General features: G+C 73.8%; 10 protein-coding genes. 6 read left to right on the forward strand and 4 right to left on the reverse strand.

The window, feature by feature from the left end:
* Positions 1 to 89: 89 nt before the first annotated feature.
* The 6 genes from H7X46_RS16670 to H7X46_RS16695 all read left to right on the forward strand — a co-directional run bounded on the left by H7X46_RS16670 (position 90) and on the right by H7X46_RS16695 (position 9,504).
* The gene (locus H7X46_RS16670) at positions 90 to 1,229 is read left to right on the forward strand and encodes a GTP-binding protein (protein ID WP_186360282.1); all 1,140 of its coding nucleotides are present in this window, start codon (positions 90 to 92) and stop codon (positions 1,227 to 1,229) included.
* A 15-nt stretch (positions 1,230 to 1,244) separates the two neighbouring features.
* A complete protein-coding gene (locus H7X46_RS16675) occupies positions 1,245 to 2,666 on the forward strand; it encodes an aminotransferase class V-fold PLP-dependent enzyme (RefSeq protein ID WP_186360283.1) in 1,422 nt (473 codons plus the stop codon).
* 90 nt (positions 2,667 to 2,756) lie between these two features.
* Entirely contained in the window at positions 2,757 to 3,731 is a 975-nt protein-coding gene (locus H7X46_RS16680) for an ABC transporter substrate-binding protein (protein WP_186360284.1), read from the forward strand.
* A gap of 93 nt (positions 3,732 to 3,824) precedes the next feature.
* A complete protein-coding gene (betT, locus tag H7X46_RS16685; protein WP_186360285.1) occupies positions 3,825 to 5,981 on the forward strand; it encodes a choline BCCT transporter BetT in 2,157 nt (718 codons plus the stop codon).
* Between the two features lie 43 nt (positions 5,982 to 6,024).
* Complete coding sequence (locus H7X46_RS16690) at positions 6,025 to 7,737, forward strand: ABC transporter ATP-binding protein (RefSeq protein WP_186360286.1); 1,713 nt, start codon at positions 6,025 to 6,027, stop codon at positions 7,735 to 7,737.
* Between the two features lie 111 nt (positions 7,738 to 7,848).
* A complete protein-coding gene (locus H7X46_RS16695) occupies positions 7,849 to 9,504 on the forward strand; it encodes an ABC transporter ATP-binding protein (RefSeq protein WP_370588811.1) in 1,656 nt (551 codons plus the stop codon).
* 15 nt (positions 9,505 to 9,519) lie between these two features.
* Here H7X46_RS16695 and H7X46_RS16700 read toward each other — a convergent pair whose 3' ends face one another.
* From H7X46_RS16700 to H7X46_RS16715, 4 genes are read right to left on the reverse strand one after another with little or no spacing between them, the layout of a single operon-like run.
* Entirely contained in the window at positions 9,520 to 10,161 is a 642-nt protein-coding gene (locus H7X46_RS16700; RefSeq protein WP_186360287.1) for a TetR/AcrR family transcriptional regulator, read from the reverse strand.
* A gap of 11 nt (positions 10,162 to 10,172) precedes the next feature.
* Positions 10,173 to 11,324, reverse strand: coding sequence for an acyl-CoA dehydrogenase family protein (locus H7X46_RS16705; RefSeq protein ID WP_186360288.1), 1,152 nt, complete (start codon positions 11,322 to 11,324; stop codon positions 10,173 to 10,175).
* 6 nt (positions 11,325 to 11,330) lie between these two features.
* Entirely contained in the window at positions 11,331 to 12,092 is a 762-nt protein-coding gene (locus tag H7X46_RS16710; RefSeq protein ID WP_186360289.1) for a 3-hydroxyacyl-CoA dehydrogenase, read from the reverse strand.
* 50 nt (positions 12,093 to 12,142) lie between these two features.
* The gene (locus tag H7X46_RS16715; protein WP_186360290.1) at positions 12,143 to 13,300 is read right to left on the reverse strand and encodes an acetyl-CoA C-acyltransferase; all 1,158 of its coding nucleotides are present in this window, start codon (positions 13,298 to 13,300) and stop codon (positions 12,143 to 12,145) included.
* Between the last annotated feature and the right edge of the window lie 496 nt (positions 13,301 to 13,796).

The following is a 13,796-nucleotide window of genomic DNA, read 5'->3' on the forward strand; positions in this document are numbered from 1 at the left end:
CACCAGCAGGCCGGTCGGATCGGACGCATGGCGATCACACTACTCCCCGCACCACCGGATACACATCGAACATCGTTACCATTAGCGTCATGGCCGACCGACGCGTACCCGTCACGATCCTGTCCGGATTTCTCGGGGCGGGGAAGACGACCCTGCTCGACCACCTGCTGGCCAACCGGGAGGGCCGGCGGGTCGCCGTCGTCGTCAACGACATGAGCGAGGTCAACATCGACGCCGCCCTCGTCGCCGGGCAGGGCACACTGCACCGCACCGAGGAACGGCTGGTCGAGCTGACCAACGGCTGCATCTGCTGCACGCTGCGCGAGGACCTGCTGGCCACCGTCGGCGAGCTGGCCGCCGAGGGTCGCTACGACCACGTCGTCGTCGAGTCGACCGGGATCTCCGAGCCGATGCCGGTCGCGGCCACCTTCGAGTGGACCTTCGAGGACGGCACGGCGCTCTCCGACGTCGCCCGGCTGGACACGATGATCACCGTCGTCGACGCGTCCACCTTCGAGACCCACCTGACCACCGAGGACTCGCTCGCCGACCGCGGGTTGCAGGCCGCAGAGGGCGACGAGCGGACGCTGGCCGACCTGCTCGCCGACCAGGTCGAGTTCGCCGACCTGCTGGTCGTCAACAAGACCGACCTGGTCCCGCCGCACCGCCTCGGCCGGATCGAGGCGCTGCTGCGCCGGATGAACCCGGGAGCCACCGTCGTCCGGGCGGTCCGCGGCGCGGTCCCGGTCCGCACGCTGCTCGACACCCACCGCCACGACCCCGCCGCGGCTGCCCGCACCCCCGGCTGGGCCCAGGAGCTGACCGGCTCGCACACGCCGGAGACCGAGGAGTACGGCATCGCCTCGGTGACCTGGCGGGCCGCCCGCCCGTTCCACCCGGCCCGCCTGCTGGACGCGCTCGGCGACTGGCCGGGCCTGTTGCGCAGCAAGGGTTTCTGCTGGATCGCGACCCGGCCGGATGTTGCCGGGCTCTGGTCGCAGGCCGGGCCGAACATGGCGCTCGACCCCGCGGCGCCGTGGTCGTCGTTCGATGGGATCCGCGGCCAGGAGATCGTGTTCATCGGGCTGGGCCTGACCCGCGACGACGTCACCGCCCGCCTCGACCGCGCGCTGCTCACCGACGACGAGCTGCTGGCCGGCCCACGGGCCTGGCGCGCGCTCGACGACCCGCTGCCGGAGTGGGATCTCGCCGGCCTGCACGCCCACTGAGTAGCGTCGCGGCCCGTGCCCGACCTCACGCCCGACGAGTTCCGCACGCTCGGCCACCTGTTCGTCGACGCGGTCGCGGACGCACGGGCCGGGATCGAACACCAGCCGGTCCGCGACGACGTCGCACCGGGCACCGTGCGGGCCCGGTTCGCCCGCGAGGCCGCCGAACACCCCGCGCCCCTGGCCGGGTTCCCGGAGCTGGTCGAGGCCGTCACCGGCGACGCCGACACGCGCTGGCAGCACCCCGGGTTCCACGCGTTCTTCCCGGCGAACGCCTCGCTGACCTCGCTGCTCGGTGACCTGCTCTCCGGCGCCGCCGGGGCCCAGGGGATGCTCTGGTCGACCTCCCCTGCCTGCACCGAGGTCGAGCAGGCGATCACCGACCAGCTCGCCCGCGCGCTCGGGCTGCCGGAGGACTTCACCCACGACGGCGGGGGCGGCGGCGCCATCCAGGACTCGGCGTCGTCGGCGGCGCTGGTCGCGCTGACCGCGGCGCTGCACCGGGCCGCGCCCGACCCGGAGTGCGGCTGGCGGGTCCGGGGCGTGACCGGGCGGGAGCGCGTCTACGTCACCTCCGAGACCCACTCGTCGCTGGCGAAGGCGGCGCGGGTCGCCGGGCTGGGCGGGACCGGACTCCACACCGTCCCCTGCTCCCCCGGCACCCGCTCGATGGACCCCGCCGCGCTGCGTGCGGCGATGCGCGCCGACGCCGAGGCCGGGTGCGTGCCGGTGCTGGTCTGCGCGACCGTCGGGACCACCTCGACCGGGGCGTCCGACCCGGTCGCCGCGATCGTCGCCACCGCCGCGGAGCACGCCGCCTGGGTGCACGTCGACGCCGCGTGGGCCGGGGTGGCCGCGCTCTGCCCCGAGCACCGCTGGGTGGTCGACGGCGTGGCCGGCGCCGACTCGTTCTGCACCGACGCGCACAAGTGGCTGCTCACGGCGTTCGACGCGTCCCTGTTCTGGGTCCGCGACGCGGCGGCCCTCCCGGCCGCGCTGTCGATCACACCGCCCTACCTGCGCGACGCGGCGTCGGCGTCCGGCGCGGTCGTCGACTTCCGGGACTGGCAGATCCCGCTCGGCCGGCGGTTCCGCGCCTTGAAGCTCTGGGCGGTGCTGCACGGCCAGGGCCTGTCCGGGCTGCGCGCGCACCTGCGCGGGCACATCGCGCTCGCCGGGGAGCTCGCCGACCGGATCCGGCGGCACGACGACCTCGAGCTGGCCTGCGAGCCGGTGCTGTCGCTGGTCTGCCTGCGGGCGAGCGCCGGCGACACCGCGACCACCGCGCTGCTGGAGCGGGTCAACGCCGATGGGCGGGTGCTGCTGTCCGGCACCGAGATCGACGGCCGCCCGGTGGTGCGGGTGGCGTTCGGCGCGGTCGGGACGAACCGCGAGCATCTCGAGCAGCTCTGGGACATCCTCACCGCCACACCGTGACTCCGTACATAGGTAAAGCTACCCTTTCCTTCCGATAGGGCCGCCTCCACCGCTTCTGCCGGACGGTGGAGCCCGGGAAGGGACCTCCAGATGCCGCACGCCGTGCCGCGCACGCTCGCCGCGTGCGCGGTCCTCCTCGTCCTGACCGGTTGCACGGCCGGCGGCGCGCCCGGGGCCACCGGCCAGCCGCCTCCGGCCGGCGCGTTCCCGGTCACGCTGCACCACGCGTTCGGCTCGACCACGATCGCCGCACCGCCCCGGAGGGTCGTCGCGATCGGCTACAACGAGGCCGACTTCGTGATGGCGCTCGGCGTGCAGCCGGTCGCCGAGCGCGAGTTCCAGGGTGACTTCGACTGGCAGCGGCGTGCCTGGCTGCCGCAGCCCGCACCCGGCCCGACCCCGCAGGTCCTCGCCGGCAGCACCCCGTCGGTCGAGCAGGTCGCGGCGCTGAAGCCGGACCTGATCCTCGGCGTCTACTCGTTCCTCGACCGCGCCACCTACGACGCGCTGTCGCGGATCGCGCCGACCGTGGCCCAGCCGACCGCGGACGGGTCGAACGCCGCACGCTGGGACACCCAGACCCGGATCACCGGGCAGGCACTGGGCCGCACCGCGCAGGCCGACCAGGTGATCGCCGCGACCCGGGCGAGGTTCGAGGAGGCCGAGCGGGCCCACCCGGGTTTCGCCGGGAAGCGGCTGCGGATGGCCTTCTTCGTCGAGGGCGCGCCCTGGGACCTCGGGACCGACGACCTGCGCGCGCAGCTGTTCGACGGGCTCGGCTTCGAGGTCCGCCCGGACTCGCAGCAGCTGTCGCTCGAGCAGCAGGGCCGGCTCGACGGCGATGTCGTCGTGGTCATGGGACGCACCCGCGCCGAGGCCGAGGCCGACCCGGTCTTCTCGGCCGTCCCGGCGGTGCGGGAGGGCCGCGTCGTCTACCTGGGCGGCTTCGCCACCGAGCTCGCGGGCGCACTGGGGTACTCCAGCCCGCTGTCGCTGCCGTACGCGATCGACACGGTCGCGCCGCAGCTCGACGCCGCGCTGCAGGGCAGGCCGCAGGGCGGCTGAGAGCGGCACCTATTCGTTACCCGCGGGAATGGCCGACGCGCCGCCTCCCTGAATAGGGTCCTCACGTTCGACTCGTCCACGAGGAGGATCCCGATGAGCGACAGCCCGCCTCTCGCGACGGAGTCCCGATCCGGTGGCGGCGATGCCGGCGGGCCGGACGTACGGCTCAACAAGCCCGTCTTCTACGGCTCGGCGATCGGGGTCCTGCTCGTCGCCGCCTGGGCGATCCTGCTCCCGGAGAACGCCGATACCGTGATCGGGCTCGGTGTCGAGTTCATCGCCGGCGGCTTCGGCTGGTTCTACGTCCTGGTCGCCACGGCCGTCCTCGCGTTCGTGCTGTTCCTCGCGGTGTCGCGGTACGGGAACACCAGGCTCGGGCCGGACCACTCGAAGCCGGACTTCTCGAACATGTCGTGGGCCGCGATGCTGTTCGCCGCGGGCATCGGCACCGACCTCATGTTCTTCTCGGTCGCCGAGCCGATCACCCAGTTCACCGCGCCACCGGCCGGTGAGCCGGGAACGGTCCAGGCGGCGCGCGAGGCGACGGTGTGGACCTTGTTCCACTACGGCCTCACCGGCTGGGGCATGTACGCGCTCATGGGGATCGCGCTGGCCTACTTCGCCTACCGGCGCGAGCTGCCCCTGTCGATCCGCTCGGCGCTCTACCCGCTGATCGGCAAGCGGGTGTTCGGCCGGATCGGGCACGCCGTCGACCTGGCCGCCGTGCTCGGCACGATCTTCGGCGTCGCGACGTCGCTGGGCATCGCCGTGGTGCTGCTCAACGTCGGCCTGGACGTGATGTTCGGCGTCCCGCAGGGCCTGCCGGCGCAGGTGGTGCTGGTCGTCGTCGCCGTCGTGATCGCGACGGTCTCCGCGGTGTCCGGTGTCGACCGGGGCATCAAGCGCCTGTCCGAGCTGAACGTGCTCGCGACCGTGCTGCTCGCGGTGTTCATCCTGGTCACCGGGAACACGTCGTTCCTGCTCAACGCGCTCGTCACCAACCTCGGCGACTACCTGTCGAGCTTCCCGACGCTCACGATGGAGACGTTCGCGTTCGAGCAGGACGACCCGGCGGTCGGCGAGTGGATGAACCTCTGGACGCTCTTCTTCTGGGCGTGGTGGATCGCCTGGGCGTCGTTCGTCGGGCTGTTCCTCGCCCGCATCTCGCGTGGGCGGACGATCCGCCAGTTCGTCCTCGGCGCGATGGCGATCCCGTTCTTCTACATCCTGTTCTGGATCTCGATCTTCGGCAACGCCGCGCTGGAGAGCGTCCGGGCCGGCAACACCGCGCTCGCCGACACCGCGGTGAACGCGCCCGAGACCGGCTTCTACATGCTGCTGCGCGACTACCCGTGGTTCCCGTTCCTGGCCGGGCTCGCCACGCTGACCGGTCTGCTGTTCTACGTCACCTCCGCGGACTCCGGCGCGCTGGTCATGGCCAACCTGACCTCGTACCGCAGGACACCACGGGACGACGGCTCGATCCCCAACCGCATCTTCTGGGCCGCCGCGACCGGGCTGCTCACGCTGGGGATGCTCTTCGTCGGCGGGATCACCACCCTGCAGAACGCCACGGTGATCATGGGGCTGCCGTTCGCGTTCGTCATCGTCCTGGTGATGTTCGGTCTGTTCCGGGCGCTGCGCCTGGAGCGGCACCGCTCCGAGAGCAGGCGCTCCAGCCTGCCCGCGCTGCTGTCCGGCCGGAGCCGGGACACCCGGCCCGGCGCCGGTGACGACGGCACCGCGGGACTCGACTGGCGCCTGCGGCTCCGCCGCACGATGGGGCACGCCGACCAGCGGGGCGCCGACCAGTTCCTCTCCGGCACCGCCACGGCGGTGCTCGAGGACGTCGCCGCGGAGCTGCGCAACCAGGGCGTGCCGACCCGGGTGCAGCGGTGCGACGACTCCGAGGCCCCCGAGCTCGAGCCCGGCGAGGCGCGACCGGAGGGCACGCGCCCGCTCGAGCTCGTCGCGGACGTGCACGAGACGCTGCCGTTCGTCTACCGGCTCGTACCACGGATCACCGGGCTGCCGCGGTACTCGCTCGACGGCGACGGCACCGCCGGGGACACCCGTAGCAGCGGCGTCACCGACTGGACGGACCACCACCGCGTCGAGGTGCACCTGCACGGCGGCGGCCAGGGCTACAACGTCATGGGCTACAGCTACGGCCAGCTCATCGACGACGTCCTCGACCAGTACGAGCAGCACCTGGAGGTGCTGCGCCTGGAACGCGAGGCGGCCCCGTGACGCTCGCGCGGACGCACGACCGGCATGAGGTTAGCCTGCCTTCATGATCGAGGATGCGGGCGACGCGCCCGCGGTCACCGCACGCGGGGTGGTGACCGGGACCGTCGCCGCGTTCCGCGGCCGGGTCGCGGCCGCGACCGTCCTGCTGTGCGGCCACCAGGTCGGTGAGGCACTCGTCCCGGTGCTGGTCGGCGTCGTGATCGACCAGGCGGTCGCCACCGGCCACCCGGCCCGGCTGCTGCTGTGGCTGCTGGTGCTGGCCGCGGACTTCGCGCTGCTGTCCTCCTGCTACCGGTTCGGGGCCCGGCACGCCCTGCACGCGGACCTGCGCGCGGACGCCGGCCTGCGGGTCCGGATCGCCCGCCGGCTGCTCGAGCACCGCGGCGGCGCCGAGGCCGGCCGGCTGCCCGGCTCGATCAGCTCGATCGCCATCGCGGACGCCAAGCGGGTGGCGGTGATGAACCTCTGGATCCCGGTCGCCGCGGCGGCACTGGCCGCGCTCGCCGTCGCCGCCGTCGCGTTGCTGCGGATCTCCCTCCCGCTCGGCCTGCTGATCCTGCTCGGCACGCCGCCGCTGCTCTGGCTGGTCAGCCGGGTCGGGAAACCGCTGGAGCGGCGCAGCGGTGCCGAGCAGGAGCGCGCCGCCCGGGCCGCCGGCACGGCCGCGGACCTCGTCTCCGGGATCCGGGTCCTCAAGGGACTCGGGGCCGGGCGCGCCGCGTCCGCGCAGTACGCCCGGACGAGCCGGACCGCGCTGGCGGCGACCGTGCGGGCCACCCGGGCGGAGGCCGGGTTCCTCGGCACCGTCCAGCTCGCCAACGGCCTGTTCCTGGCCGTGATCGCGCTGGTCGGGGGCCGGCTCGCGCTGGAAGGGGCGATCACCGTCGGCAACCTGGTCTCCGCGGTCGGGCTGGCGCAGTTCCTGGTCGGCCCGCTGCAGACGGTCGGGATGGTGGGGGCCCGCGCCGCCCAGGCCCGGGCGTCCGCGGCCCGGATCGCGGAGCTGCTCTCCGCACCCCGGGCCGTCGGCCCCGGCAACGGGACGCGTCCGCCCCGCTCCGCGCCACGGGCACTGGAGCTGCGCGGGCTGCGCCACGGCCCGATCGACGGCCTGGACCTGCAGGTACCGGCCGGTCAGCTGCTCGGTGTGGTGACGGCGGACCCCGCGGCGGCGGGCGCGCTGGCCGCCTGCCTGGCCCGCGACACCGAACCGGACGGCGGGCGGATCCTCGTCGGCGGGATCCCGGCCGGGGACGTGGACCCGGCCGTCCTGCGCTCCCACGTGCTGGTCGCCGCGCACGATGCGCACCTGTTCACCGGAACCGTCCGGGACAACGTGCTGGCCGCCGCCGAGCCCGCCGCGGATCCGGAACCCGCGATGGCGGCCGCCCGGGCCGACCAGGCCGTGGAGGCGCTGCCCGGCGGCACGGACACCGCTGTGGCCTCCCGCGGCAGCTCGCTATCCGGCGGTCAGCGGCAGCGGATCGCGCTCGCCCGGGCGCTCGCCGCCGGGCCACCGGTGCTCGTGCTGCACGACCCGACCACGGCCGTCGACGCCGTCACCGAGATCGAGATCGCGCACCGGCTGCGGGAGTTCCGGGCCGGGCACACCACGCTGCTGCTGACGACCAGCCCGGCACTGCTCGCCGTCACCGACCGCGTCGTCGTGCTGCGCGGGGGCCGCGTGGCCGCCGACGCGACCCACGAGGACCTGATGACCGGCGACGACGACTACCGCGCGACGGTGACCGGATGACCGCGCCCGCCGGCTCCGCCGGTCCCCGCCTCCTGCCGGTCGCGAGCGGACCCCGGACCCGGGCCGCGTTGCGCGAGCTGCTGCGGCCGAACCGGGCCGCGGCCACTCGCGGTGGCCGCACTGGTCGCCGGGTCCGCGGTCAGCCTGCTCGCCGCCCCGCTGCTCGGCCGGATCGTCGACGCGGCCGTCGCCGGCGCCGGTGCCGACGCGGTCACCGGGCCGGTCCTCGGGCTGGCCGCGATCGCGGTCGGCCAGGGGGTGCTGGCGTTCGCCGGTGTCGCGCTGATCGCGCGGGTCGGCGAGACGATGCTGGCCCGGCTGCGCGAGCGGTTCGTCGAGCACGCCCTCGAGCTGCCGCTCGACACCCTCGAGCGGGCCGGGTCCGGCGACCTCACCTCCCGGGTGACCGACGACGTCACGGTGGTCGCCGAGGCCGTCCGGGAGGCGCTGCCGGCGTTCGCCCGGGCCGCCCTGCTCATCGCGCTGACCCTGGTCGGGCTGGCCGCCCTGGACTGGCGGTTCCTGCTGGGCGCGCTGCTCGCGGTCCCGATCCAGGTGGTCACCGCGCGCTGGTTCCTCACCCGCTCCGGCGCGCTCTACGCCGAGGAGCGGATCGCCGGCGGCGCCCAGCAGCAGCAGCTGCTCGACACCGCGTCCGGGGTGTCGACCGTGCGGGCGTTCCGGCTCACCGACGAGCACCTGCGCCGGGTCGGCGACCGGGCCGACGAGGTCGCCGCGATCGGGCGGCGGCTGGTGCTGCTGCAGACCCGGTTCTTCGGGCGGCTCAACGCGGGTGAGCTGGCCGGCCTGACCGGGGTGCTGGTGGCCGGGTTCGTGCTGGTCGGCAACGGGACGGCGACGATCGGCACGGCCAGCGCCGCGGCCCTGTACTTCGTGAACCTCTTCACGCCGATCAACATCGTGCTGTTCCAGCTGGACGCGGCGCAGTCGGCGGCCGCGGGCCTGCGCCGCATCGTGGGCGTGGCCGACCTCGCGCCCCCGCCCCCGCCGGACCGCCCGGCGGAGCCCGCCGACGGCGGGGTGCGGGCCCGCGGACTCACACACTCCTACGTCGACGGCCATCCTGCACTGTCCGGGGTGGACCTCGACGTGCCGCCGGGCGCGCGGGTCGCGCTGGTCGGCGCCAGCGGGGCGGGCAAGTCGACGCTGGCGAAGCTGCTCGCCGGGATGCACCGCCCGGACGCGGGATCCGTCGAGATCGGTGGTGTGCCGCTGGACCGGCTCGGGGCCGGGTGCCGGCCGGTCGTGCTCGTGACCCAGGAGGTGCACGTGTTCGCCGGCCCGCTCGCCGACGACCTGCGGCTGGCCCGCCCGGACGCCGGGGACGACGAGCTGCGGGCGGCGCTGCGCACCGTCGGCGCCGAGGAATGGGTCGCCGCCCTGCCCGACGGGCTGGGCACGGTCGTCGGGCAGGGCGGGCACCCGCTGACCGTGGTGCAGTCCCAGCAGCTGGCGCTGGCCCGCCTCGTCCTCGCCGATCCCGCGGTCGCCGTCCTCGACGAGGCGACGGCGGAGGCGGGCAGCGCCGGGGCCGCCGTCCTGGAACGCGCGGCCGACGCCGCGCTCGCCGGGCGCACCGCGGTCGTCGTCGCGCACCGGCTCGGCCAGGTCACCGAGGCCGGCACGGTGCTCGTGCTCGACGGCGGGCGCCCGGTCGAGTCCGGGCCGCCCCGGGAGCTGATGGCGGCCGGCGGGCGGTTCGCCCACCTGTGGCAGGCGTGGAGCGGGCTGCGCGGCGGGGCCTGATCCGGGCGCCGGCCCTCAGGCGCCGGAGCACGCGAGCAGGACGCGGGCCAGGTCCTTCCACTGCTCGAGCATCGAGTCGTTCCGCGGGTCGCGCGGATCGAAGGTGTAGGTCATCGCCGCGCCGCGCATCGAGGTCAGCAGCAGGTCGCGCAGCTGCCGGAACCGGGCCCGGGACGCGAGCTCCTCCCCGAACATCCGGGCCATCGAGCCGCGGATCGCGGCACCGAGGCGCCGCTCCTCCGGCCGCAGCGCGTCGGCGATCTCGCCGTTCACCCGGGCCGCCGTCCACAGCTCGATCGACGCCCAGAAGTGCGGCTCGGAGAAGCTCTCCCAGAGCAGCTCGATGACCCGGTCCGCGCGCTCGAACACGTCCGCCGGCGGGTTCTGCTCCACCACCTGCCGGACCCGTCGCTCGGTGTCGGCGACCCGCTTGACGGCCAGGTGCTGGGCGGCCGCCACCAGCAGCCGGTCCCGGGACGGGAAGTGGTGCAGCAGCCGTCCCCGGGACACCGCGGCCTCGGACTGGATCGTGAGCGTGGTCGCGCGCGCGTAGCCGCCGTCGATCAGGCAGGTGACGGCGGCGTCCAGGATCCGGGCGCGGCTGTCCTCGGAGCGCTGCGCCCGGGTCCGGGAGACCGGGACTCGTTCGGTGCTCATGACCTCGCCGGTCAGAGCCCGAGTCCCCGACCGATGACCTCCTTCATGATCTCGGTCGTGCCACCGTAGATCCGGGTGATCCGGGCGTCGGCATAGGCCTTGGAGATCGGGTACTCGGTCATGTACCCGTAGCCGCCGTGAAGCTGCAGGCACCGGTCGACGACCTTGCCCTGCAGCTCGGTGCACCAGTACTTCGCCTTGGACGCGTCCACGGCGGTGAGCTCGCCCGCGTTGAGGGCGCGGACGCAGTCGTCGACGTAGTGCTCGGCGATGTCGATCTCGGTGTCCAGCTCGGCCAGCACGAACTTCGAGTTCTGGAACGACCCGATCGGGGCGCCGAACGCCTTGCGCTCCTTCACGTAGGCCAGGGTCTCGGTCAGCGCGGTCCGTGCCGCCGCCACGGCCGCGACCGCGATCGAGAGCCGTTCCTGGGGCAGCTTGGTGACCAGCTGGGTGAAGCCCTGCCCTTCCTCGGGCCCGAGCAGGTTCTCCACCGGCACCTTCACGTCGGTGAACGACAGCTCGGCCGTGTCCTGCGCGTGCTGGCCGAGCTTGTCCAGGTTGCGGCCGCGCTCGAAGCCGGGCATCCCGCGCTCGAGCACCAGAAGGCTCATGCCCTTGTGCTTCTGCGACGGGTCGGTCTTCACCGCGACGACGACCAGGTCGGCGTTGATGCCGTTGGTGATGAACGTCTTCGCCCCGTTGACGACGTAGTGGTCGCCGTCCCGGATCGCGGTCGTCGACATCGACGCCAGGTCCGAACCGATGCCCGGCTCGGTCATCGCGATGGCGAGGACCTGCTCGCCGCGCACCGCGCCGGGCAGCCACCGCTGCTTCTGCTCCTCGGAGCAGAAGCTGAGCAGGTAGGGCATGACGATGTCGTTGTGCAGGGTCAGGCCCAGCCCGGACGCCGCCGCGCCGGACCGCATGAGCTCCTCGGCGATCACGGCGTTGAACCGGAAGTCCGGGACCCCGCCACCGCCGTAGGCCTCGGGCACGTCGATGCCCAGGAAGCCGTTCGCGCCGGCCGTGGTGAACAGCTCGCGCGACACGATGCCGTCGCGCTCCCACTGCGGCTCGTGCGGGACGATCTCCTTCTCGACGAAGGCCCGGAACGCGGCCCGGAAGTCCTCGTGGTCGGATTCGTAGAGCGTGCGCTTCATCGCCGGTTACCGCGGCTGCATCCGGATCGCGCCGTCCAGGCGGATCGTCTCGCCGTTGAGCATCGGGTTCTCCACGATGTGCGCGGCCAGCAACGCGTACTCGGCCGGCTGCCCCAGCCGGGACGGGTGCGGCACCTGCGTCCCGAGGGAGGCCTTGACGTCCTCGGGCAGCGCGCCCAGCAACGGGGTCTCGAACAGCCCCGGCGCGATCGTCACCACCCGGATGCCCAGGTCGGCCAGGTCGCGGGCGATCGGCAGGGTCATGCCGACGATGCCGCCCTTCGACGCCGAGTACGCGGCCTGCCCGATCTGCCCCTCGAACGCCGCCACCGACGCGGTGTTCACCACCACGCCCCGGTCGCCGTCGACCGGCTCGGCCTTCGCGATCCGCTCGGCAGCCAGCCGGATCACGTTGAACGTGCCGATCAGGTTGACGTTGACGACCTTGGTGAACCCCTCGAGCGGGAACGCGCCCTTCTTGCCGTAGGTCTTGGCGGCGTTGCCGATCCCGGCGCAGTTGACCGCGACCCGCAGGGTGCCGAGCTCCTCGGCGACGTCCAGCGCCGCACCCACCTGCTCGGAGCTGGTCACGTCCGCCGGCACGAACCGCACCGCCTCGCCCAGCTTCTCGGCGACCGCCGCGCCCTGCGACGACGGCAGGTCGATGATCACGACCTTCGCGCCCTGCTCCACGAACTTCTCCGTGGTCGCCAGGCCGAGGCCGGATGCGCCGCCGGTGACGACGGCGACGGCTCCGTTGATGTCCATTCGGGTGTCCTCTCGGGGTGGTGTCGTGAGTGGGAACGAGGGCCGGGACCCTACTTCCCGCCCACGAGCTCCAGGATGGTCGCGTTGGCCTGACCGCCGCCCTCGCACATGGTCTGCAGGCCGTACCGTATGCCCTGGTCACGCATGTGGTGCACGAGCGTCGTCATGATCCGGGCGCCGGACGCGCCCAGCGGGTGCCCGAGCGCGATCGCGCCGCCGTTCGGGTTCATCCGCCCGGCCACGGCCGCGTCCCCACCGGCGATGTCGGCCAGCCACGCCAGCGGCACCGGCGCGAACGCCTCGTTGACCTCGAACACCCCGATGTCGGCCACCGACAGCCCGGACCGGCGCAGCGCCTTCTCGGTGGCCGGGATCGGCGCGCTCAGCATCATCACCGGGTCGGCACCGGCCAGCACCGCGGTGTGCACCCGCGCGATCGGGGTCAGGCCGAGCTCGCGCGCCTTCTCGCTCGTGGTCATCAGCAGCGCCGCCGCGCCGTCGGAGATCTGCGAGGAGTTCCCGGCATGGATGACCCCGCCCTGGTCTGCGTCCTTGAACACCGTCTTGAGCTGGGCCAGCGCCTCCAGGGTGCCGCCGCGGCGCACGCCCTCGTCGGCGGTCACGCCGGCGACCGGGGCGAGCTGGGCGTCGAACCGGCCGCCGTCCTGCGCGGCCGCCGCACGGTCGTGCGATGCCAGCGCGAACTGGTCCAGCTCGGTGCGGGAGAACCCCCACTTCTCCGACATCATCTCGGCGCCGACGCCCTGGTTCGGCGAGACGCCGTAGCGGGCGTGGAAGTCCGCGCCCAGCGGGTCCTGGTCCCCGCGCGAGGAACCCATCGGCACCCGGGTCATCGACTCGACCCCGCCGGCGACGACGACGTCGTAGTGTCCCGCGACCAGCCCGGCGGCCGCGAAGTGCACCGACTGCTGGCTCGACCCGCACTGGCGGTCGACCGTCACGCCGGTCACCGACTCGGGGAAGCCGGCGGCGAGCGCGGCGGTGCGGCCGATGTCGAAGGTCTGCTCCCCGCTCTGGGACACGCAGCCCCAGACGACGTCCTCGATCTCGGCGGGGTCGATCCCGGACCGCTCGGCCAGGCTCCGCAGCACGTGGGCGGAGAGGTCGGCCGGGTGCACCCCTGCCAGCCCGCCCTTGCGCTTGCCGACCGGTGTGCGCACGGCCTCGACGATGACGGCGTCTCGCACGTCCCACGCTCCTTCGCGACGGGTTGGTTTCGGCGCTCGGCGGCGCCGTCGACGAGCACGACGGTAACAGAGAACAGTCAGGGTTGACTGTCTGTGGTTCGTGCGACGCGGCTCACTTCCGAGACGAGCGGATCGCCGCCGCCCTCGCACCCCGCGACGGTGGCCCGGCACCCCGAACCGGCGGCGTACCGGCTCCACCCTGGTGCACCCGGTACGCCGAGGGTGCGATGTCGCCGCCGTCCGCCCCGGTGAGCGATCAAGCCGCTTACCTCGGGACCGCCGGCCGGTCCGCGCCGAGGGCACGTCCGTGCTGATCGACTCGACGGCGGCGGTCGACCTGCACGCTCCCGCCCCGCCGAAGGCACGATCGCGCTGATCGACTCGGCGGGGACGGGTCGACCCGCACATTCCCGCCCCGCCGAGGACACGATCGCGCTGATCGACTCGGTGGGCGCGGTCGAGCTGCACATTTCCGCCGCAGTTTGGGCACGATCGT

The organism is Pseudonocardia sp. C8, assembly GCF_014267175.1.
GTDB lineage: Bacteria > Actinomycetota > Actinomycetes > Mycobacteriales > Pseudonocardiaceae > Pseudonocardia.

Coding starts and splice junctions, on each gene's coding strand:
- H7X46_RS16670 (WP_186360282.1), top strand. CDS start 90: ATGGCCGACCGACGCGTACCCGTCACGATCCTGTCCGGATTTCTCGGG.
- H7X46_RS16680 (WP_186360284.1), top strand. CDS start 2,757: ATGCCGCACGCCGTGCCGCGCACGCTCGCCGCGTGCGCGGTCCTCCTC.
- betT (WP_186360285.1), top strand. CDS start 3,825: ATGAGCGACAGCCCGCCTCTCGCGACGGAGTCCCGATCCGGTGGCGGC.
- H7X46_RS16690 (WP_186360286.1), top strand. CDS start 6,025: ATGATCGAGGATGCGGGCGACGCGCCCGCGGTCACCGCACGCGGGGTG.
- H7X46_RS16700 (WP_186360287.1), bottom strand. CDS start 10,161: ATGAGCACCGAACGAGTCCCGGTCTCCCGGACCCGGGCGCAGCGCTCC.
- H7X46_RS16705 (WP_186360288.1), bottom strand. CDS start 11,324: ATGAAGCGCACGCTCTACGAATCCGACCACGAGGACTTCCGGGCCGCG.
- H7X46_RS16710 (WP_186360289.1), bottom strand. CDS start 12,092: ATGGACATCAACGGAGCCGTCGCCGTCGTCACCGGCGGCGCATCCGGC.